General features: G+C 69.0%; 22 protein-coding genes. 16 read left to right on the top strand and 6 right to left on the bottom strand.

The features are described from left to right. Nucleotides 1-29: 29 nt before the first annotated feature. The 3 genes from ASC92_RS14940 (at nt 30) to ASC92_RS14930 (ending at nt 2,709) form a co-directional block, all read left to right on the top strand. Nucleotides 30-515: an Lrp/AsnC family transcriptional regulator gene (locus ASC92_RS14940; protein WP_056517863.1), complete on the top strand. Its 486-nt coding sequence runs from the start codon at nt 30-32 to the stop codon at nt 513-515. Nucleotides 516-634: 119 nt separating this feature from the next. Further along, a complete protein-coding gene (gene fba, locus ASC92_RS14935; protein ID WP_056516833.1) occupies nt 635-1,699 on the top strand; it encodes a class II fructose-bisphosphate aldolase in 1,065 nt (354 codons plus the stop codon). Nucleotides 1,700-1,803: 104 nt separating this feature from the next. After that, the gene (locus ASC92_RS14930; protein ID WP_056516830.1) at nt 1,804-2,709 is read left to right on the top strand and encodes a phosphoribosylaminoimidazolesuccinocarboxamide synthase; all 906 of its coding nucleotides are present in this window, start codon (nt 1,804-1,806) and stop codon (nt 2,707-2,709) included. A 19-nt stretch (nt 2,710-2,728) separates the two neighbouring features. Here ASC92_RS14930 and ASC92_RS14925 read toward each other — a convergent pair whose 3' ends face one another. Both ASC92_RS14925 and ASC92_RS14920 read right to left on the bottom strand, forming a co-directional pair. Continuing rightward, on the bottom strand, nt 2,729-3,181 hold the full coding sequence (locus ASC92_RS14925) for an META domain-containing protein (RefSeq protein WP_056516827.1): 453 nt from the start codon (nt 3,179-3,181) through the stop codon (nt 2,729-2,731). Between the two features lie 134 nt (nt 3,182-3,315). Then, nucleotides 3,316-4,236, bottom strand: a complete 921-nt coding sequence (locus ASC92_RS14920; protein ID WP_056516825.1) for a tetratricopeptide repeat protein — start codon at nt 4,234-4,236, stop codon at nt 3,316-3,318. A 36-nt stretch (nt 4,237-4,272) separates the two neighbouring features. Between ASC92_RS14920 and purE the strand changes: the two genes are divergently transcribed. From purE to ASC92_RS14905, 3 genes are read left to right on the top strand one after another with little or no spacing between them, the layout of a single operon-like run. Beyond that, complete coding sequence (purE, locus tag ASC92_RS14915; RefSeq protein ID WP_056516821.1) at nt 4,273-4,824, top strand: 5-(carboxyamino)imidazole ribonucleotide mutase; 552 nt, start codon at nt 4,273-4,275, stop codon at nt 4,822-4,824. Then, nucleotides 4,821-6,023: a 5-(carboxyamino)imidazole ribonucleotide synthase gene (locus tag ASC92_RS14910; RefSeq protein ID WP_056516816.1), complete on the top strand. Its 1,203-nt coding sequence runs from the start codon at nt 4,821-4,823 to the stop codon at nt 6,021-6,023. Before purE ends, ASC92_RS14910 begins: the two co-directional genes overlap by 4 nt. Next, nucleotides 6,020-7,021 carry an L-threonylcarbamoyladenylate synthase gene (locus ASC92_RS14905; RefSeq protein ID WP_056516813.1) on the top strand — a complete coding sequence of 334 codons (1,002 nt, stop codon included), beginning with the start codon at nt 6,020-6,022 and terminating at the stop codon, nt 7,019-7,021. The genes ASC92_RS14910 and ASC92_RS14905 overlap by 4 nt, the downstream gene beginning before the upstream one ends. Here ASC92_RS14905 and ASC92_RS14900 read toward each other — a convergent pair whose 3' ends face one another. From ASC92_RS14900 to ASC92_RS14890, 3 genes are all read right to left on the bottom strand, one after another. Continuing rightward, nucleotides 7,022-8,584, bottom strand: coding sequence for an alpha/beta hydrolase family protein (locus ASC92_RS14900; RefSeq protein ID WP_056517861.1), 1,563 nt, complete (start codon nt 8,582-8,584; stop codon nt 7,022-7,024). A gap of 172 nt (nt 8,585-8,756) precedes the next feature. Continuing rightward, nucleotides 8,757-10,178 (bottom strand): D-alanyl-D-alanine carboxypeptidase/D-alanyl-D-alanine-endopeptidase, encoded by a 1,422-nt coding sequence (gene dacB / locus ASC92_RS14895; protein ID WP_056516810.1) that lies wholly within the window; start codon nt 10,176-10,178, stop codon nt 8,757-8,759. A gap of 7 nt (nt 10,179-10,185) precedes the next feature. Next, nucleotides 10,186-10,773, bottom strand: a complete 588-nt coding sequence (locus ASC92_RS14890; protein ID WP_056517859.1) for a GDP-mannose pyrophosphatase — start codon at nt 10,771-10,773, stop codon at nt 10,186-10,188. A gap of 79 nt (nt 10,774-10,852) precedes the next feature. Between ASC92_RS14890 and ASC92_RS14885 the strand changes: the two genes are divergently transcribed. Genes ASC92_RS14885 through pyrF form a run of 5 tightly spaced genes read left to right on the top strand, consistent with a single transcriptional unit; the run spans nt 10,853 to nt 14,568 of the window. After that, a complete protein-coding gene (locus ASC92_RS14885; protein WP_056516807.1) occupies nt 10,853-11,620 on the top strand; it encodes a DeoR/GlpR family DNA-binding transcription regulator in 768 nt (255 codons plus the stop codon). Between the two features lie 34 nt (nt 11,621-11,654). Further along, nucleotides 11,655-12,368: a tRNA (adenosine(37)-N6)-threonylcarbamoyltransferase complex dimerization subunit type 1 TsaB gene (gene tsaB, locus ASC92_RS14880; RefSeq protein ID WP_056516805.1), complete on the top strand. Its 714-nt coding sequence runs from the start codon at nt 11,655-11,657 to the stop codon at nt 12,366-12,368. Nucleotides 12,369-12,376: 8 nt separating this feature from the next. Beyond that, a complete protein-coding gene (gene rimI, locus ASC92_RS14875) occupies nt 12,377-12,919 on the top strand; it encodes a ribosomal protein S18-alanine N-acetyltransferase (RefSeq protein ID WP_056516802.1) in 543 nt (180 codons plus the stop codon). Beyond that, on the top strand, nt 12,916-13,713 hold the full coding sequence (locus ASC92_RS14870; protein ID WP_056516799.1) for a uracil-DNA glycosylase: 798 nt from the start codon (nt 12,916-12,918) through the stop codon (nt 13,711-13,713). The genes rimI and ASC92_RS14870 overlap by 4 nt, the downstream gene beginning before the upstream one ends. A 33-nt stretch (nt 13,714-13,746) precedes the next feature. Then, the gene (pyrF, locus tag ASC92_RS14865) at nt 13,747-14,568 is read left to right on the top strand and encodes an orotidine-5'-phosphate decarboxylase (RefSeq protein WP_056516796.1); all 822 of its coding nucleotides are present in this window, start codon (nt 13,747-13,749) and stop codon (nt 14,566-14,568) included. A 107-nt stretch (nt 14,569-14,675) separates the two neighbouring features. Here the strand turns inward: pyrF and ASC92_RS14860 are convergent, their stop codons facing one another. Continuing rightward, nucleotides 14,676-15,410 carry a helix-turn-helix domain-containing protein gene (locus ASC92_RS14860; RefSeq protein ID WP_056516793.1) on the bottom strand — a complete coding sequence of 245 codons (735 nt, stop codon included), beginning with the start codon at nt 15,408-15,410 and terminating at the stop codon, nt 14,676-14,678. 147 nt (nt 15,411-15,557) lie between these two features. Here ASC92_RS14860 and ASC92_RS14855 point away from each other — a divergent pair, with 147 nt between their 5' ends. The 5 genes from ASC92_RS14855 to ASC92_RS14835 all read left to right on the top strand — a co-directional run bounded on the left by ASC92_RS14855 (nt 15,558) and on the right by ASC92_RS14835 (nt 20,323). Beyond that, entirely contained in the window at nt 15,558-16,421 is an 864-nt protein-coding gene (locus ASC92_RS14855) for a hypothetical protein (protein WP_200935991.1), read from the top strand. A gap of 14 nt (nt 16,422-16,435) precedes the next feature. Further along, a complete protein-coding gene (locus ASC92_RS14850; protein WP_056516790.1) occupies nt 16,436-18,391 on the top strand; it encodes an MFS transporter in 1,956 nt (651 codons plus the stop codon). Nucleotides 18,392-18,542: 151 nt separating this feature from the next. Next, nucleotides 18,543-19,049, top strand: coding sequence for a YiaA/YiaB family inner membrane protein (locus tag ASC92_RS14845; protein WP_056516787.1), 507 nt, complete (start codon nt 18,543-18,545; stop codon nt 19,047-19,049). Nucleotides 19,050-19,076: 27 nt separating this feature from the next. Further along, complete coding sequence (locus ASC92_RS14840) at nt 19,077-19,535, top strand: hypothetical protein (protein WP_056516785.1); 459 nt, start codon at nt 19,077-19,079, stop codon at nt 19,533-19,535. Further along, on the top strand, nt 19,532-20,323 hold the full coding sequence (locus ASC92_RS14835) for a DUF2145 domain-containing protein (RefSeq protein ID WP_082519598.1): 792 nt from the start codon (nt 19,532-19,534) through the stop codon (nt 20,321-20,323). The genes ASC92_RS14840 and ASC92_RS14835 overlap by 4 nt, the downstream gene beginning before the upstream one ends. Nucleotides 20,324-20,341: the final 18 nt, after the last annotated feature.

Here is a 20,341-nt window from a genome sequence, read left to right as displayed (position 1 = left end):
TTGAATGTTTTCAATTCGCAGAAGAAGCCATGAGCACAACAAAATTGCGTATTCCGCCGGAGCTGGATCGCACCGACCGCGCCATCCTTCGCGCCCTGCAGCGCGACGCCTCGCTGTCGAACGTGGCGCTGGCCGCCAAGGTCAACCTCAGCGCCGCCGCCTGCCTGCGCCGCGTCGAGCGGCTCAAGGCAGCGGGGCTCATCAAGGGCATCGTCGCGCTGCTCGATCCCGACGCGCTCGACCTCGGCATGCTCGTGATGATCGGCGTGGTGCTCGACCGCTCCACGCCCGATTCCTTCGCCGACTTCGAGAAGGCCGCGCAGAAGGTGCCGGGCTGCCTCGAATGCCACGTGGTCACGGGCGAGTTCGACTACTTCATACTCGTGCGCACGCGCGACAGCGACAGCTTCAACCGCCTGCATGCCGAGCAGCTGCTGTACTTGCCGGGCGTGCGGCAGATCCGGACCTTCGTGGTGCTCAAGCAGGTGCTGTCGACCACGCAGCTGCCGATCTGAGGACAGGGGCGCCAAATCGGCGTCAGTGCCGTCCCACAAGGGGGCTCGGTAGAATTGCGGTAGTTTTCTCTCGTCTTTCCGCCTTCTTCTTCCCCCAAATTCCAGCGAGGTATTTCCCCATGGCACTCGTCTCGATGCGCGAACTGCTCGACCATGCCGCAGCCAATGGCTACGGCATTCCGGCCTTCAACGTCAACAACCTCGAACAGGTCCAGGCCGTGATGGAGGCCGCCAAGGAAACGGGCGCGCCCGTCATCCTGCAAGCCAGCGCAGGCGCGCGCAAGTACGCCGGTGAAGCCTTCATCAAGCACCTGATCCAGGCGGCCATCGAGCAGTACCCGAACATCCCGCTGGTGATGCACCAGGACCACGGCCAGAGCCCGGCCATCTGCCAGGGTGCCATCGACCTCGGCTTCTCCTCCGTCATGATGGACGGCTCGCTGCACGAAGACGGCAAGACGCCGGCCTCGTTCGACTACAACGTCGACGTGACCCGCAAGGTGGTCCAGCTGGCGCACAAGGTCGGCGTGACCGTCGAAGGCGAACTGGGCTGCCTGGGCTCGCTCGAAACCGGCCTGGCCGGTGAAGAAGACGGTATTGGCGCCGAAGGCGTGCTCGACCACTCGGCCCTGCTGACCGACCCGGAAGAAGCCGCCCAGTTCGTCAAGGCCACGCAGCTCGACGCGCTGGCCATCGCCATCGGCACCAGCCACGGCGCCTACAAGTTCACGCGCAAGCCCACGGGCGACATCCTGTCGATTTCCCGCGTGAAGGAAATCCACGCCCGCCTGCCCAACACCCACCTGGTGATGCACGGCTCGTCGTCGGTGCCGCAGGACCTGCTGGAAATCATCCGCAAGCATGGCGGCAACATGAAGGAAACCTACGGCGTGCCGGTTGAGGAAATCCAGGAAGCCATCAAGTACGGCGTGCGCAAGATCAACATCGACACCGACATCCGCCTGGCCATGACCGGCGCCGTGCGCAAGTTCCTGTTCGAGAACCCCGAGAAGTTCGACGCCCGCGAATGGCTCAAGCCGGCGCGCGAAGCCGCCAGGCTCATTTGCAAGCAGCGCTACATCGAGTTCGGCTGCGAAGGCCAGGGCGCGAAGATCAAGGGCGACACGCTGCAAGTGGTAGCCGCCAAGTACGCCAAGGGCGAACTGGCCCAGGAAGTCGTTTAAAAACTTCCCCGCGATTCGAAGGCCACCGTTCGCGGTGGCTTTTTTCTGCGCGCACAATCCGCTTTCACCGTCCCACGTTTCCCACCGTATTTGCTGTTGCTTCCATGACCACCGTCCACACCTCCTCCATCCAGAGCCTGCCCCTGCTTGCGCGCGGCAAGGTGCGCGACAACTACGCCGTCGGCGAAGACCGCATCCTGATGGTCGCGAGCGACCGGCTCAGCGCCTTCGACGTGATCATGGGCGAGCCCATTCCCGGCAAGGGCGAGATCCTCACGCAGATGGCGCTGTGGTGGTTCGACCGGCTCGGCCAGCTGTGCCCCAACCACCTGACCGGTGATGCACCCGAAAGCGCGGTCACGCCCGACGAGGTGCCGCAGGTCACGGGCCGCTCGATGCTGGTCAAGCGGCTGAAGCCGATCCCGGTCGAGGCCGTGGTGCGCGGCTACCTGGCCGGCAGCGGCTGGAAGGAATACCAGGAATCGCGCTCGGTCTGCGGCGTGCCGCTGCCCGAGGGCCTGACCAACGCCAGCAAGCTGCCGCGCCCGATCTTCACGCCCGCCGCCAAGGCCGCGGCCGGCGAGCACGACGAGAACATCAGCTACGAGCGCGTGGTCGAGATCGTCGGCCCCAAGCTGGCGCAGCAGATCCGCGAGACCAGCATTGCCATCTACGAAGCCGCCGCGCAGATCGCCCTGACCAAGGGAATGATCATTGCCGACACCAAGTTCGAGTTCGGCCTGGACGAGGCCGGCACGCTGGTGCTGATGGACGAAGTGCTCACGCCCGACAGCTCGCGCTACTGGCCGGTCGAGGGCTACCAGGCCGCGCTGGCCGCCGGTGCCAACCCGCCGAGCTACGACAAGCAGTTCGTGCGCGACTGGCTCGAAGCCACCAAGATCAACGGCAAGCCCTGGGACAAGACGCCGCCCGCGCCGCGCCTGCCGGCCGAAGTCATCGAGAAGACGGCGGCCAAGTACCGCGAGGCGCTCGAGCGCCTGACGGGCTGATTCCGGTCTTTTTCTTCTTTCAGCGCCCGCTGGTGCTCAGGGTCGCCACGGTCCGCCCGCCGGAGTTGAGCAGCGCAAGGCGTTCGGGGCCTGCAAGGCTGTAGCTCGCCGTGCTCTGCAGGGCCGAAATGAACTGCGCCTCGTTGGCACCGCGTGCCGGGTCTGCGCAGGCCATGCGGGTCGAGGCCAGTTGGCCGATCTTCAGGGAGATGCCGCTGCGCGTGAACGTGCCCGAAAGGCGGTTGCAGCCGCCCGAGCCGCTGAGCCGTCCGCTGCTGCGGTCGAACTGCACTTGCGCACCGTTGCCGGGCGCAACGGGCTCGTCGCCCAGCTGAACCAGCTGCCAGGCCGGCCCTTCGATTGGCTCGTCGAGGCTGATGCCGCTCCCGCAACCGGTCAGGACGGCCAGCAGCGCCGTCGCGGCGAGAACGGGGAGCGCGATGCGGCGGGCGAGGCGGGCGAAGGAGCGCATGGCCAACTTTCCTTTTCAGATTTGCAACAAGTTGAATCGGGCGTGATCGTATGCGACGGCGCCCGGCGCGCCAATGCCGCGCCGTTTGCTGGGGACGGGGCCATGAAAAAAGCGGCCCGCAGGCCGCTTTCGGATCAGCTCAGCACCACGCTGCTGAGGCGGCGCCGGTAGGTTGCCACCACCGGATCGTCCGGCGGAATCTGCCCGTCGGCCACCTTCACCTTCGGCGGCTCGATCACATCGAGGATAGCGATGTAGGTCTTGCGGGCGAGGTCTTCGCTCCAGGCCTTGTCGCGCATCAGGATGTCAAGCAGCTCGTCCATGGCGTCGGTCCAGCGCTGCGCCGCCATCAGCAGGCGGGCGCGGCCGAAGCGGGCGTCGAAGTCGCGCTTGTTGGCGGCGATCTTCGCCTCGAAATCGGCCATCGCGGGCGCCGTGCCTGTAGGTGGCGCTGCGAAATCGATAGCGTCCATCCAGCGCTGCAGCGCATCGAAGCGGCGCACCAGCGTGGTCTTGGCGATCACCGGCGCAAAGGCCACCTTGGCGTCGTCGTGGCGGCCTTGCTGCAGCAGCAGCTTGATGTAGTCGAAGCGGGCGTCGTCGTTGGCGGGGTCGGTGGCCACGGCGTGCTGCAGTCTTTCGAGCGCGCCCTCGGTGTCGCCTTCGGCCAGCGCTTCCTGCGCGGCGGCTTCCTCCGAGACGGCCTCGGCCTCGTCGGCGCCCGGCACGTGCTTGTCGAGGAACTCGCGGATCTTGTCGGCCGGGATGGCGCCGACGAAGCCGTCCACCGGCTGGCCGTCCTTGAACATCACGCAGAACGGAATGCTGCGCACGCCGAACATCTCCGAGAGCTGCGACGAGATCTGCGGCACCTTGTCGGCGTCGAGCTTGGCCAGCGTGAAGCGGCCGGCGTATTCGGTTTCGAGCTTTTCAAGCACCGGGCCGAGCTGTTTGCAGGGGCCGCACCATTCGGCCCAGATGTCCAGCAGCACCGGCGTGGCCACGGAGCCTTCGATCAGCTCGGACTGGAAATTTTCGAGAGTGATGTCGATCATCGGGAACAGCTGGGGGTGAAACGTAAAATTGAAACCATGAACGAAACCATTCAGGTCGGTGTAGTGATGGGCTCGAACTCCGATTGGGAGACGATGCGCAACGCGGTCGAGATTCTCCAGCAATTCGGAATCGGGCACGAGGCGAAGGTGGTCTCGGCCCACCGGATGCCCGATGCGCTCTTCGCATACGCCGAAAGCGCCGCCGGGCGCGGGCTCACGGCGATCATCGCGGGCGCGGGCGGCGCGGCGCACCTGCCGGGCATGCTGGCGTCGAAAACCACGGTGCCGGTGCTCGGCGTGCCGGTGGCCAGCCGCCACCTGCAGGGCGTCGATTCGCTCTACAGCATCGTGCAGATGCCCAAGGGCGTGCCGGTGGCCACCTTCGCCATCGGCAATGCCGGCGCGGCCAACGCGGCGCTGTTCGCGGTGGCGATGCTGGCGGTGAACGACCCCGTGCTGCGCGCGAAGCTCGACGCCTTCCGCACCGCGCAGACCGCCGCCGCCGAAGCCATGACGCTGCCGCCGGCCCCCGCCGCGGAGGCGCCCCCCGTTTCTCCTTTCTCGCCGCAAGGCGGAGGTGCCCTGTGACCCAGCACGGCGACCTGCCCATTCTTCCGGGCGCCACGCTCGGCGTGCTCGGCGGCGGCCAGTTGGGGCGCATGTTCGCCCACACGGCCCAGCGCATGGGCTACTTCACGGCGGTGCTCGACCCCGACACCGACAGCCCCGCCGGCCGCGTGAGCCACCACCACATCCACACCGACTACGACGACATCGACGGCCTCGCCCGGCTCGCGGGCCTGGCCGACGCGGTGACGACCGAGTTCGAGAACGTGCCGGCGCCCTCGCTGGAGCACCTGGCCGTCGCGCGGCCGGTGTCGCCCGGCGCCTCGGCCATCGCCATCGCGCAGGACCGCATCGCCGAGAAGGCCCATTTCACCCGCTGCGGCGTGCCCTGCGCGCCCTACGCCGTCATCGAGACGGCGGCGCAGCTCGCCGCGGCCGACGACGGCCTGCTGCCCGGCATCCTGAAGACCGCTCGGCTGGGCTACGACGGCAAGGGCCAGCAGCGCGTGAAGACGCGCGCCGAGCTGGCCGACGCCTGGCAGGCCACAGGCTGCGTGCCCTGTGTGCTCGAAAAGATGCTGCCGCTCGAATTCGAATGCTCGGTCATCCTGGCGCGCAGCCGCGACGGCCAGGTCGTGCACTTCCCGCCGCAGCGCAACCTGCACCGCGACGGCATCCTGGCCGTCACCGAGGTGCATCCGCAGAACATGCCGAAGACGGTGGCGCAGGGCGCGGTCAATTCGGCCAAGAGCATCGCCAATGGCCTGGACTACGTCGGCGTGCTCTGCGTCGAGTTCTTCGCACTGGCCGATGGCTCGCTGGTCGTCAACGAAATGGCGCCGCGCCCGCACAACAGCGGCCACTACACGATGGAAGCCTGCGACGTGTCGCAGTTCGAGCTGCAGGTGCGCACGCTGGCCGGCCTGCCGCTGGTCGCGCCGCGCCAGCACAGCCCCGCGATCATGCTGAACCTGCTGGGCGACCTGTGGTTCCCCGCGGGCGATGACAAGGCCGGCAAGCCCGTGTCGCCGCGCTGGAGCGAAGTGCTCGCGCTGCCGGGCGTGCACCTGCATCTCTACGGAAAGATCGACCCGCGGCGCGGCCGCAAGATGGGCCACCTCACGCTGACCGGCGCCACGCTCGAAGGCGTGCGCACCGCGGCCTCGCAGGCTGCGCAGCTGCTGGGCCTGCCGGCGGTGACCACCGCCGACCTCGCATGATCCTCGACGGCCACGCCCCCGAGGCCATCGCCGAAGCCACGCGCGTGCTGCGCGCGGGCGGGCTGGTCGCGTTCCCGACCGAGACCGTCTACGGCCTGGGCGCAGACGCGAGCAGCGACATGGCCGTGGCCGGCATCTTCAAGGCCAAGGGGCGGCCCTCCGACCACCCGCTGATCGTGCACGTGGCGGCCGGCATCAAGGGCACCGAGTCGCTGTCGCGCTTCGCCCAGCCACTGCCGCTTTTCGCGCAGAAGCTCGTGCAGGTCTTCTGGCCCGGCCCGCTCACGCTGATCGTCACGCGCCAGCCCGGCGTGGGCGCGGCGGCGGCCGGCGGGCAGGACACCATCGGCCTGCGCTGCCCTTCGCATCCCGTGGCGCAGGCACTGCTCGAAGCCTGTGCGGAGCAGGGCGTGCCCGGCCTCGCAGGGCCCAGCGCCAACCGCTTCGGCCGCGTCAGCCCGACCACCGCGCAGCATGTGTTCGACGAGTTCGGCGATGCGCTGCTGGTTGTCGACGGCGGGGCGTGCGAGGTCGGCATCGAGTCGACCATCGTCGATTGCAGCCGTGGCGCCCCCGTGCTGCTGCGGCCCGGCCTGATCACGCGCGCGCAGATCGAGGCCGCCTGCGGCGAGAAGCTCGCCGACCGCGAAGTGCTCGAAACGCCCGATCCGCGCGCCTCGGGCACGCTGGAGGCGCACTACGCCCCGAACGCCAAGGTGCGGCTGATGGACGCCAAGGCCATCCAGACCGGCCTCGACGTGCTGGGCGCCAATGCTGCGCACATCGCCGTCTGGTCGCGCGCCGTGGTGCGCAGCCGTTCGCAGCGCGTGCTGCTGCGGCGCATGCCCGACGACGCGGCGGCGAGCGCCCAGCTCCTGTTCGCGGTGCTGCGCGAGTTCGATGCGCAGGGCGTCAAGCTGATCTGGGTCGAGACGCCGCCCGATACGCACGAGTGGGAAGGCGTGCGAGATCGTTTGCAGCGAGCATCTGCGGCCTGATCAGCCTCCCGCGGCCAGCACGCCCTGGAAGAAGCCCCGCGCCGATGCCAGGCAGAACGGCGGCGCCAGCGTGCCGTGGTACGCGAGCGTGACCGCCTGAGCCTTGTCAGACGCGCTGCCCGCCGTGTTCTGCGCCAGCAGGTCCTTGGCCTGCGCGAAGCCGGCGCGCGCGGTCGAGTAGGCGTCGATCGCGGCCGAATCCTCCAGGTCCACCACCGCCAGCGCGGCGGCCGGCACGCCCTTGGCGCGGAAGTAGCCCGAGGTGGCGCGGGTGCTGACGAAATTCACCGTCGGGTCGTTGGCGCCGCCGCACATCAGCATCGGCCGGGTCGGCACCCAGTTGCGCAGGTCGTTGGCGACGGCCGCCTTGCGGAAACCCGTGGCCGGCTTGCAGTCCAGCGGCGATGTCGTGCTCAGCGACGCCGCCGTGGCCGGCAGTGCGTTGCCGGGGCAGGGCGCGGCCAGGATGTCGCCGGCCGCTTGCGTCAGGAAGCTCTGCTTGATCAGGTTGTTGGCGCCGTAGAAGATCGACAGCGAGGGGCTCACCGGCCCCGGCGTGGCATTTGCCGGGAACAGCGCCAGCTGCGGCAGCTTGCCGCTGGAGAACAGCGTGTTGGGCGTGAGGCTCGGCAGCAGGGTATCGATGCCGGTGGCGTACTGCGCTTCGTAGATGTCGCTGGTGGCGTTGTAGACGTTGCCGAACTGCTGCTGCCAGCTGGTCGACAGCAGCGGCACGAACAGCGTGGAGCCCAGCGCCGGCCAGCCCAGGTAGGTGTAGTCAGACAGCAGGCTGATGGCCGAGGGCGCCGACAGCGGCGCCGACGCCGTCACCGTCTTGCCCGTGGCCTGCATCTCGCGGTGCGCCGCCATCGCGACATAGCCGCCCTGCGAGTAGCCGGTGATGAACAGCGAGCCGGCGTCGTTCGCATCGATGCCCGAGAAGGTCTTGCGCGCGGCGGTGAGCGCGTCGACCATGTCCTTGCCCTGCTGGTCTCCGTCGAGGTACGGGTGGTAGGGCAGCGTCGACTTGTCGTAGCCCGCGTAGTTGGGCGCCACCACGATGTAGCCCTGCGCCGCGAACATGGCGGCGATCATCAGGCCCTCGCCTGCGGCCGGCTGCGTGCTGTCGGTCCACTTGGCGAGGTTGTAGGCCTTGGCGGCGGTGGTGCCGTGGGCGTAGAGCACCACGGGCCGCTGGCCGCCGCAGGCCGCGTCGGCGCCCGTGGGCACCATGATCGCGGCGGTGGCGTTGGTCGCCTCGTTCTTCGCGCCGATGGTGCGGTATTCGAGGTAGCGCACGTCGATGCCGCACTTGGGCGTGCCGGCCACCTGCAGCACCGCCTTGCCCTGGTCGCTGGCCTGGAGGTTGGCGTTGAACTGCTCGGCGGTCAGCTTGGCCGTCTGCTCGGGCGGGTTGGTGACCACCGAGCCCCGGCCGTTGTCGGCTGCGGGCGGCGGAAAGCCAACTCCGATGCCTCCTCCGCCACCATCCCCGCCGCCGCAGGCGGAGAGCAGCAACAGGGTTGCGCCTGCGAGCGCCGTCAAGGCGGCTGTCTTGCGCATCAGGACGAACGAGTGGGGGCGTGGCTTCGTCAAGGCATGTCTCCTGCGTTGATTTGTACTGAATAGAACGACCGTCCGATTCTGTGCAGTGGCATGGCCGCGCGCAAGCGGCATTTGCCATCAGAAGATTTCAGTACCTCGCTGGCCTGCGCCGGCCTGCCGGCACCCGCCGTCAGTTGTCCTGCGAGGCCCAGTCGACCAGCGCGTCGAACGCGGCGCGCGCGGCCCCCGCGTTCTCGCCGTTGGCGATGGCCACCAGCACGTAGCGCCGGCCGCTCGCACCGTCCACGTAGCCGGCCACGCCGGAGGCATCGCGCAGCGTGCCCGTCTTCAGGTGGGCCGAGCCGCCCGAGCGCAGCGTGCGTTTCTTCAGCGTGCCGTCCACGCCCATGGCCGGCAGCGAGGACATCAGCTCCGGCATCACCGGCGAGCGCCATGCCACCTGCAGCATCTTGCCGAGCGCAGCCGCGCTGATGCGCTCGTCGCGCGACAGGCCCGAGCCGTTCTCGAACACGGGCTGCGCCTCGCCCGTGCCGATGCGCTCGCGCCACCACTGGCCCAGCGCCGCGCGCGAGGCCTCGAAGGTGCCGCGGTTCTTCTGCGTAAGCCCGATCGTGAGGAACAGCTGCTGCGCCATCACGTTGTTGCTGTACTTGTTGATATCGCGGATCACCTCGGCCAGCGGCGGCGACTCGAACTCGAAGGCCGGCTTCAGCCCCGCCGGCACGCGCCCTTCTCGCATCTGCCCGCCTACGCGCCCGCCCATTTCGGCCCACATGCCGCCGATGGCGCGCATGGCGTAGGTGCGCGGGTCGCCGTAGGCCACGGCCCAACTCTTCTCGCCGCAGGCGGCCGGGAAGCCGCCGTTGAAGCGGATGCGGTTCACATCGCTGAAGTCGGGCCGCAATGCGGCGCGCCAGTCGCCGCATTCGCCGGGCACGAGCGCCACGGTCGGCGGCATCGCCACGCTCGCGAGCGGGGGCTCGTAGCTCACCCGCGCGATCTGGCCGGCACGGTCGGGTGCGAAGCTCATGTTGACCGACTTGAAATTCACGAGCAGCGCGTCGGGCGAGGCGTTGTAAGGCCGCAGCGGCTCGCCGTCGAAGGCCGACGGGTCGCCTTCGACCGTGGTTTCGAAGGCGCTTCGGTCGATCACGATGTCGCCGCTCACCGTGGTGATGCCCAGCCCCTGCACGCGGCGCAGCAGCAGCCACACGCGTTCCAGCACCAGCTTGGGGTCGCCCTGGCCCTTGATGTACAGGTTGCCGTTGAGCACGCCGTTGTTCACCGTGCCGTCGACGTAGACCGGCGTGGTCCAGCTGTAGGCCGCGCCGAGCAGGTCGAGCGCGGCGTAGGTCGTGACCAGCTTCATGATCGACGCCGGGTTCACCGGCGCCTGAGTGCGCCAGGCCAGCCGCGGCTGGCGCGTGCCGTCGGCTTCGGCCACCAGCATGGTCACGGATTCGCGCGGCACCTTCGCGCGGGCGAGGGCGGCATCGACCTGGGTCGGGAGGGCCTGCTGGGCGAATGCGCTGGCCGGGGCCAGCGTTGCGAGGGTCAGTGCGAGGGCGGCGCGGCGAAAGGCAAAAGGCATGCGCCGATTATCCCGGCGGGAACACGTGCAGCTTTGCGTGATACAGCAGCATCACCGTCTTGGCGTCGGCGATGCGGCCGTCCGCCACCATCGCCAGCGCCTCGTCGATGCCGAGCTCCAGCACCTCGATGTCCTCGCCCTCTTCCGCCAGCCCGCCGCCCGCGCCGATGCGCATCGCGGGCTCGTAGGGCGCGACGAAGAAATGCAGCTTCTCGGTGACCGAGCCCGGGCTCATGAAACTCTCGAAGACCTTCTGCACGGCGCCGAGGCGGTAGCCGAGCTCTTCCTCGACCTCGGCGCGGATGCGCTCCTCGGGCGCGGCGTTGTCCAGCAGGCCGGCCGCGGCTTCGATCAGCAGGCCGTCGTGGCCGTTGACGAAGGCCGGGTAGCGGAACTGCCGCGTCAGCAGCACGGTGCGCTGCGCGAGGTTGTAGGGCAGCAGCGTGGCGCCGTTGCCGCGGTCGTAGGTCTCGCGGTGCATGCGCTGCCACTGGCCGTCGTTGCGCCGCCAGTCGAAGGCGGTGGTGCGCAGCGTGTACCAGTTGTCGGAAAGGAGGGTGACTTCGTGCACCCGGACGCGGTCTTGGATGGTCATGGCTGCGAGCATATGTGCATATTCGTGCAAAAACAATGAAAAACGTGCAATACACCGACCGCGCCGGTACCATCGGGCAATGCTCACCAGCCAGCGCAAGCAACACATCCTTTCGGTCCTGAAGCGCGACGGCAACGTCGTCGCGAAGGCGCTCAGCGACGAACTCGGCCTGTCGGAAGACACCATCCGCCGCGACCTGCGCGAGCTGGCGGCCGAAGGTTTGCTGCAGCGCGTGCACGGCGGTGCGCTGCCGGTCGCGGCGGCCGAAGCCGACTTCGCGCGGCGCCAGCAGCTCGCGCCCGACGAAAAGGTGGCCATCGGCCGCGCTGCAGCGCGCCTCGTGAAGCCGGGGCAGGTGGTGTTCATCGACGGTGGCACCACCGCCGTGCAGCTCGCGCGCCATCTGCCGGCGAACCTGCAGGCCACGGTGGTCACGCACAGCCCGTCGGTGGCGGTCGAGCTGGTGGCGCATGCCGGCATCGAGGTGGTGCTGATCGGCGGGCGCCTCTTCAAGCACTCGGTGGTGGCGGTCGGCTCGGCGGCGATGGCGGCCATTGCGCGCATCCATGCCGACACGTACTTCATGGGCGTCACCGGTGTGCACGCCGAGGCGGGGTTGACGACGGGCGACCTGGAAGAGGCCGAGATCAAGCGCGCGCTGATGGCGTCGGCGGCCGAGACGGTGGTGCTGGCCTCGTCCGAAAAGATCGGGGCGGCTTCGGCGTGGGTGGTCAACCCGGTGGCGTCCGCCACCAGCCTGCTGGTATCGCCGGACGTGCCGGCCCGGGCGCTGGCGCCGCTGCGCAAGGCGGGGCTGGCGATTCTGCGCAGCGATAACGGCGCGTGACCCCGGGAATTGGCCGCCGCTCGATAATCGGCGGATGCCCCTCGCCTTGCCCAAGCTGCTCGCCTTCGACACCAGCACCGAGCACCTGTCCGTGGCCGTGCTGCACGGCGACACGCTGCACGCGCACAGCGGCGTGGGCGGCGCACAAGCCTCGACCACCCTGCTGCCGCTGATCCAGCAGTTGCTGGGCGAAGCCGGGCTCGCGCTGGGCGAACTCGATGCCATCGTCTTCGGCCGCGGCCCCGGTTCGTTCACCGGCCTGCGCACCGCCTGCTCGGTGGCGCAGGGGCTGGCCTTCGGCGCCAACGTGCCGCTGCTGCCGGTCGACACGCTGCTCGCCGTGGCCGAAGAAGCGCGCGACGCCTTCGGCGCGAAGCAGGTGGTCGCCGTGCTCGATGCGCGCATGGACCAGCTCTACGCCGCGCGCTACGACTTCGAGGCCAACGGCCCACTCGGCGGGAACGACGAGCCCCTGCTGCTGTCGCCCGAGGCGCTCGAAGTGCCCGCCGGCTGGGCGCTTGCCGGCAATGCCTTCGCCGCCTACGGTCCGCGCCTGGCCCCGGCCGCCGCCCGCCACGACGCGCTGCCGACTGCCACCGCGATGCTGCGGCTCGCCCCCGCGCTGCTCGCGGCCGAGCGCACCGTTCCCGCGGCACAGGCCTGGCCGCTCTACGTTCGCGATAAAGTGGCGCAAACCACCGAAGAGCGCGCCGCCATCAAGGCGGCCGCCGCAGCCGCCGCCAACTGACCCTCCGCATGAGCGCCGTCCTCCAGCCCGTCGAAGCCCGCCTCGAACCGCTCACCGTCGAGCGGATCGATGCCGTCTGCGCGGTCGAGCAGACGGCCTACAGCCATCCGTGGACGCGCGCCAACTTCACCGACTCCATGGCCGTGGGCTACCACTGCCAGTGCCTGCTGGCGCCCGGCATGGCGCCCGGGGTGAGCTCGCCGCTCACCCAACTGGGCGAGACGCTGATCGGCTACTACGTCGCCATGAAGGGCGTCGACGAGGTGCACCTGCTGAACATCACCGTGGCGCCGGCCTTCCAGCGCCAGGGCTGGGCGCCGCTCATGCTCGAGGCATTGGGCGGCTGGTCGCGCGCCGAGGGCGCGCAGTGGCTCTGGCTCGAAGTGCGCCAGAGCAACCAGCGCGCGCTCGACGTTTACCTGCGCAACGGCTTTCGCAGCGTCGGCGTACGCAAGGGCTACTACCCGGCGCACGACGGCAAGCGCGAGGACGCGGTCGTCATGAGCCTGCGCTTGAATGAAACAGGCAGCGCCTGGGGAGCCTTGCGATGAGCGCGGTGCAGACATTGAAGCTAGACGCCCGCCGGCGCGCGATGCTCGACGAGATGGGGGTGAAGGTCTGGTGGCCGGTGCCCGAGGCCGCCGAGGCGGCGCCTGGAACGGCTTCCGCTGCGGCCACCGAAGAGATGGCGGTCGTCCGCGAGCGCGTGGAGACTGAAATGCCGGTGGCCTCACCGCCGCCGCCCGTGGCCCGGCCCGTCGCGGCGCCCGTGCCGCCCCCCGCACCGGCTGTCCGTCCGGCCGCTGCGCCACTGTCCGGAGGCGCCGCCGTGCTGGTCGAGGCGCCCTGCCGTCTCTATGCCGACGCCGGCACCGAATCCACGCAGGGCGGCTGGCTGGTCGTGGCCGACATGCCGCCCGAGGCCGACGGCCGCCACGGCGAGCCCTTCGCAGGCGATGCCGGCCGCCTGCTCGACAACATGCTGCGCGCCCTGAAGCTGCACGACGGCAAGACCCCCGTGCACCTCATGCGCACCCACCGCGGCGTGGCCGCCGGCCAGCCGGGCAGCCCGCGCGCCATGCACGAGGCCTTCGACGAGCATGCCGCGGCGCTCGCACCGCGCATCGTGCTGGCGATGGGCCCGCTGGCCGCGCAAAGCCTGATGCGCAGCGGCGACCCGCTGGGCAAGCTGCGCGGCCGCGCCGTGCCGCTGGCTTCCGCCGGTGGCGCATCGGTGGTGGCGACCTATCACCCCGCGTATCTGCTGCGCAACCCCGCCGACAAGGCACGCGCCTGGGCCGACCTCTGCCTGGCCGCTGAACAGCACACGCCCGCGTCGAGCTGAGGGTCCGGAGCGGGCCGCCTAAAATCTCGGCCCATGACTTTCCTCGACAAGCTGGCCGCCGCACAGCAAAAAAACGGTTCCTTGCTCTGCGTGGGGCTCGATCCGGAGCCGGCCAAATTCCCGGGGCAGCTCAAGGGCGACGCCAGCCGCATCTATGACTTCTGCGCGCGCATCGTCGACGCGACGGCCGACCTGGTCATCGCCTTCAAGCCGCAGATCGCCTACTTCGCGGCCCACCGCGCCGAAGCCCAGCTCGAACAGCTGATGGAGCACATGCGCCGCAACGCGCCGCACGTGCCCGTGATCCTCGACGCCAAGCGCGGCGACATCGGCTCCACCGCCGAGCAGTACGCCCTCGAGGCTTTCGAGCGCTACGGCGCCGATGCGGTGACGCTGTCGCCCTTCATGGGCTTCGACTCGGTCGCGCCGTACCTCAAGCACGAGGGCAAGGGCGCCTTCCTGCTGTGCCGCACCAGCAACCCCGGCGGTTCCGACCTGCAGGGCCAGCGGCTGGCGGGTGTCGAGGGGCAGCCCTTCCTCTACGAGCACGTCGCCAGGCTGGCGCAGGGGCCGTGGAACCTCAACGGCCAGCTCGGACTGGTGGTGGGCGCGACCTACCCGGCGGAAATCGAGCGCGTGCGCGAACTCGCCCCGACCGTGCCGCTGCTGATTCCGGGTGTCGGCGCCCAGGGCGGCGACGCGGTCGCCACGGTGCGCGCGGGCTGGCGCGCCGATGCGCCGATCATCGTGAACTCGTCGCGCGCCATCATCTACGCGTCGTCGGGCGATGACTTCGCCGATGCGGCGAAGAGCGCCGCGCGCACGATGCGCGACACGCTCGAAGCCGCCAAATAAGGCTCGCCCCCAGGCTTCGCGCACTTCGTGTCGCTTCGCCAACCCCCTGCCGGGGGCAACACCTGAGGCCCGGCAAAGCCGGTTCCTCGGTGTTCCTGGATTGAGCCTCAGGCCCTGCGGAGTCTTGTGAAGGCTTCGAATTCCCAGTTGCGCATCCCCAGCAGCAGCGTGTAGCCCTCGCGGTCCTTCGCCGACAGCTTCTGGTCGGTCTGGTGCTGCTGCGCGAAGTCCTGCGCCACGCGCTGCAGCCGCTCGAGGAAGGCCGGCGCCAGCGAGCGGCTGATCGAGCCGTGCACCAGCAGCAGCCCCTCGGCCGGGCCGTCGAAGCCGCCGCGATAGTAGTCCAGCACCACGTTCTCGCGGAAGAACTCCATCACCGGGCCGTGCGGCCGCCAGCGGAAGGTCTTGGCGAGCTTCAGGCGGTACCGGTTGAGTGGCCGCAGCTCGATGATGCCGATGCGGTCCAGCTGCGCCAGGCAGCCGATGCACTCGGCCTCGCTGATCCGGTAGGCGGCCACGATCTGCTCCAGCGTCCACTGGCTCAGCACGCTGATGGCCACCAGCAGCAGCTTCTTGTCCTTGACCACGGCCTTTTCCTGCTCGTGGGTGAGCTCCTTCAGCAGCGGCTGGGCGTCGGCCACGCGGCGCGCCAGCTCGGCGAAATCGATCTTCAGCGCGCGGCAGATGGCGTCCACGCGCGACAGCGGCATGTCGCTCTTGGCCAGCATCCGCTTGACGCTGGATTCGGCCATGTCGAGCGACCGCGCCAGGTCGGCGTAGGTCATGCGGGCGCTCTTGAGTTCGTTCTTGAGGGCTTGGACGAGATCGACGGTGGTGCTCATGGCCCGGGAGCGTACACGGGCGCCGGTAAGTATCAATTGGAGATACCGCCAGGTGTGAATTAATGCCTCGTATCGATTCTCGATGCCTGTGGGACGGCCCACCACTAAATTCCGCGACTCGTACCGACCCCCCCACCGAGGACCGCCATGCATCTGCCTCTTGCCAGTCGACTCAGCCGCCGCGAACGCGGATTGCTTTTCACCTTCGCGCTGCTCACGCTGATCGCCTTCTTCGGTCCCGGGCTGCCGGCCGCCGAGGTCGCCATCGCCTCGGTGTTCGCCGACGACCGCGCCTGGCACGGCCTGCCCAACGCCATGGACGTGCTGAGCAACATCCCCTTCGTCGTGATCGGCCTGTGGGGCCTGTACCGGCTCAACCGCATCGACCGCTCGCACCAGGAGGCGCTGTCGCAGTTCCCGCTGGCCCCGCCCGCCAGCGATCCGCCGGACAACACGCTCGACTGCGCCTGGCTCTTCTTCGCCGGTTTGATCGCCACCGCCGCGGGCTCGGCCTTCTTCCACCTCGTGCCCGACGCCCCCCGGCTCGCCGCGGACCGCGCCGGCATGGCGGTGGCTTTTGCCGGCCTGATCGGCGTGGCGGTGTGCGAACGGGTGAGCCAGCGCGCCGGTTGGCCCGCCGCCTGGTTCGTGCTGACCGCCGGCCTGCTCTCGGCCGAGGTGTTCCAGGAAACCGGCAACGTCATGCCCTGGGCGCTGGTGCAGTTCGGCGGCATGGCGCTGGTGGTGACGCTGGCGCTGGCCACGCCGATGCGCAAGTCGCTCGGCCTGAAGCTCGGCTGGGTCATCTTCTTCTACGTGCTGGCCAAGGCGTTCGAGCTGGCCGACCACCAGGTCTACGAGTTCACGCAGCGCGTGGTTTCGGGCCACACGCTGAAGCACCTGATGGCCGCGCTGGCCGGCCTGCCGGTGGTGTTCGCACTCCAAAGGCTGGAGATGCGCTGGCAGGCAGCGCTGCGGCACAATCCGGGCGCAGCCGCCGTAGCGGCATGAGGAGAATTCTTCGAATGACAACCCCCGCCGCTGCTGCCGCTATTCCCGTGGCCCACGAAGCGAACGCCCACGCCAACCAGTTCGCCCTCCTCAAGCAGCGGCGCTTCGCGCCTTTCTTCTGGACCCAGTTCGCGGGCGCGGCGAACGACAACCTCTTCAAGTTCGCCTTCACCGTCATGGTGACCTACCAGCTGCAGCTGAGCTGGATGCCGCCGGCCATGGCGGGCCTGGTGATCGGGGCGCTGTTCATCCTGCCATTCCTGCTGTTCTCGGCCACGGCCGGCCAGCTCACCGACAAGTTCGACAAGACGAAGATGATCCGCTTCGTCAAGAACCTCGAGATCGCGATCATGGTGCTCGCGGCCTGGGGTTTCGTGCGGGCCGACGCGGTGGTGCTGCTGGGCTGCGTGTTCCTCATGGGCCTGCACTCCACGCTGTTCGGGCCGGTCAAGTTCGCCTACCTGCCGCAGGTGCTCGATGCGCGCGAGCTCACGGGCGGCAACGGCATGGTCGAGATGGGCACCTTCGTCGCCATCCTGCTCGGGCAGGTGGCGGGCGGGCTGCTGGTGGCGGTGCCGCAAATCGGCCACATGAGCGTGGCCGTGGGCTGCGTGCTGCTGGCGCTGGTCGGCCGGGGCGTGGCGCAGGCCATTCCGCGTGCACCGGCCACCGACCCGGGGCTGGTCATCAACTGGAACCCGATCAGCGAAACCTGGCGCAACCTCAAGCTGGCGAACCAGAACGTGGTGGTGTTCCGTTCGCTGCTGGGCATCTCGTGGATGTGGTTCTTCGGCGCGGTGTTCCTGAGCCAATTCCCGAGCTTCGCGAAGGAAGTGCTGCATGGCGACGAGCAGGTGGCCTCGCTGCTGCTGGTGGTGTTCTCGGTGGGCATTGGCGTGGGCTCGCTGCTGTGCGAGACCCTGAGCCGGCGGCAGGTGGAAATCGGCCTGGTGCCGCTGGGCGCGATCGGCATGAGCGTGTTCGCCATCGACCTGTACTTTGCGTCGCGCGGGCTGCCGGCCGTGCCGGAGATGGGCATCGGCGCCTTCGTTCACCAGGGCGCCCACTGGCGCGTGATGGCCGACCTGGCGCTGCTGTCGCTGTTCGCGGGCCTCTACAGCGTGCCGATGTACGCGCTGATCCAGCTGCGCAGCCAGCCCACGCACCGCGCGCGGATCATCGCGGCGAACAACATCCTCAATGCGCTGTTCATGATCGGCAGCTCGGTCATCGCGGGTGCGCTGCTGGGCGCGGGCTTCACCATTCCGCAGATCTTCCTGTTCACCGGCATCGCCAACGCGGTGGTGGCGTTCTACATCTTCATGCTGGTGCCCGAGTATCTGCTGCGCTTCGTGGCCTGGGTGCTGTCGCGCTTCGTCTACCGCTTCGACATCAAGGGCGAGTCGCACATTCCCACCGAGGGCGCGGCGGTGCTGGTGTGCAACCACGTGAGCTTCATCGACGCGGTGCTGCTGATGGCGGCGAGCCCGCGGCCGATCCGCTTCATCATGGACCACCGCATCTTCAAGGTGCCGGTGCTGGGCTGGCTGTTCAAGCTGGCCAAGGCCATCCCGATCGCGCCGCAGAAGGAAGACCCCGCGGCCTACGAAGCGGCCTTTGCCAAGGCGCTCGGCGTGCTGCGCGAGGGCGACCTGCTCGCGATCTTCCCCGAGGGCGCGATCACCCGCGACGGCGAGCTGCAGCCGTTCAAGGGCGGCGTGATGAAGATCCTGGAAAGCGCGCGCGCCGAAGGCATCGAGCCGCCGGTGATCCCGATGGCGCTGACCAATCTCTGGGGCTCGTACTTCAGCCGCATCGAGCTGCGCGGCGGCGAGCGCGTAGCCATGGCCAAGCCTTTCCGCCGCGGCTTCTTCAGCCGCGTGGGCCTGAACGTCGGCGGCCCCGTGCCGCCGGTGGACGTGCAGCCCGAGTCGCTGCGCCAGCGCGTGAGCGCCCTGCTGGGCGCCTGAGGCGCGGCTCTCTTTCCGGCGCGCAAGGCGCCGGAAAGTATCGATTGCGAATACCGGCGGCGCTGAAAACCGCGACTGGTGCAAGCATTCAAGCCTTTCGGTGCGGGAGCGAACCATCATTCGCTCACCTTCACTACGCCGCGAGGCACACATGCAACCCCTCTCATCCACCAAGACCGTTTCCATCCAGCGCGACACGCGGGCCTGGCAGTTCCAGGCCTGGGCTTCGTTCGCGATCGCTGTCTTCCTGTGCGCCACCGGCCTGAGCTGGCTGCCGGGCGAGGCGCTGGACCGGGCGTTCATGGTGATGGGCTACGTGTTCTGCCTGAGCACCGCCTTCATGCTGGCCAAGTTCGTGCGCGACAGCCAACAGGCCGCCGAACGCGGCGCGAGTGCGGCGCGCGACGTGCCGATGTGGAAGCTGGTCGTCTGGGGCAGCTTCTTCACCGCGATGGGCCTGACCGGCTGGGGCCTCGTGCGCATGGAGATCAACGAGGCCTACAAGGCCTTCCTGGGCGTGAGCTGGCTGTTCCTGATCAGCTCGGCCTTCACGCTGGCCAAGACGCTGCGCGACCGCCACGAAGCCGACATGGCCGAAGCCCGCCTGCAGGGCCGCCGCATGGCCCGTGCCGAAGCTGCTGCTTCTGCTGCCGAATAACCCGCGTCCGATCAACGAAAGCCCATCATGAAAAAGTCGATTGCCGCCGTTCTCGTCGCTGCCTGCACCGCCTTCGCGGGCATCTCGGTTCCCCTGCATGCCCAGGCGCAGAGCGAAGCCTCGGTCGCCCTCTCGCTGATGCCCGTGGCGTCGGTGGTGGTCGCCGCCTCTGCGGTGGGGGCCTCGGCCACCACCGCGGTCGCGCTGCCCGCCGCGCTGTCTGTGGGCGGCTCGACGCTCACCGTGATCGCGGTCGAAGCCTCGGCCGACGGCACGGTGTACCTGCTCGAACGCGCCTCGGACGGCGCGCGCGCCAGCATCAAGGTCGCGGGGCGCGCGGCCGAAGGCGTGTCGAAAGCCGTGGGCACCAGCGTCCTTGTCAGCGTGATCGGCACCGGCGTCGTGCTGTCGGCTGCCGGCGAGGTTCTGGCCTTCGTGCCCAATGCCATCGGCCGCGCGTTGCTCCACAACGAGAGGTTGTCGTGAACCGGGCACTGCCGCTGCTGCTCGGGCTTGCGGTCTTGCTGCCGATGCAGGCGCAGGCCGGCCGCTCATGCGAGCAGGCCAAGCCAACGCCTGAAGTGATCGTCAAGGGCATGCAGCTGGCAGAGCGCACCTCGCAGGCGCTCGACGCCAGCGGCGCACGCGTCGTGATCCTGGCGCGCGCGGGGCAGGACCTGAGCAAGTACGGCCTGCGCTACTCGCACCTGGGCTTCGCCTACAAGACCGACGCCGGCCCGTGGCGCGTGGTGCACAAGCTCAACCAGTGCGGCACCGCGGTGGCCGCCGTCTACCGCCAGGGGCTCGGCGAGTTCTTCCTCGACGACTTGTGGCGCTACGAGGCGGCCTGGGCCGTGCCCACGCCGGCCGTGCAGGCGCAGCTGATCGCCGCGCTGAACGCGCCGCCCGCGCGCATCGTGCGGCTGCACACCGCGCCCTACAGCATCGTGAGCTATGCCTGGGGCCGGAAGTACCAGCAGTCGAACCAGTGGGCGGTCGAGACGCTGGCCGCCGCCATGGAGCCCGCCACCATCGGCAACCGCGCGCAGGCGCAGGCATGGATGCAGTTCAAGGGCTACGAGCCGACCACGCTGAAGCTCGGCCCGCTCACCCGGCTGGGCGGGCGCGTGGGCTCGGCCAACGTGGCTTTCGACGATCATCCGAACGACAAGCGGTTCTCGGACCGCATCGAGACGGTGACGGTCGATTCCGTGTTCGCATGGTTGCCGCGTGCCGGCCTCGGCGCGGCGCCGGTGACACTGAAGCTTCAATAAAAAAACGTGGAGAAAACA

Origin of the sequence: Variovorax sp. Root411 (assembly GCF_001425205.1) — a bacterium.
Classification (GTDB): Bacteria; Pseudomonadota; Gammaproteobacteria; order Burkholderiales; family Burkholderiaceae_C; genus Variovorax.
The sequence above is the reverse complement of the archived record's forward strand: the minus strand, read 5'-3'. Positions and strand labels throughout refer to the sequence as shown.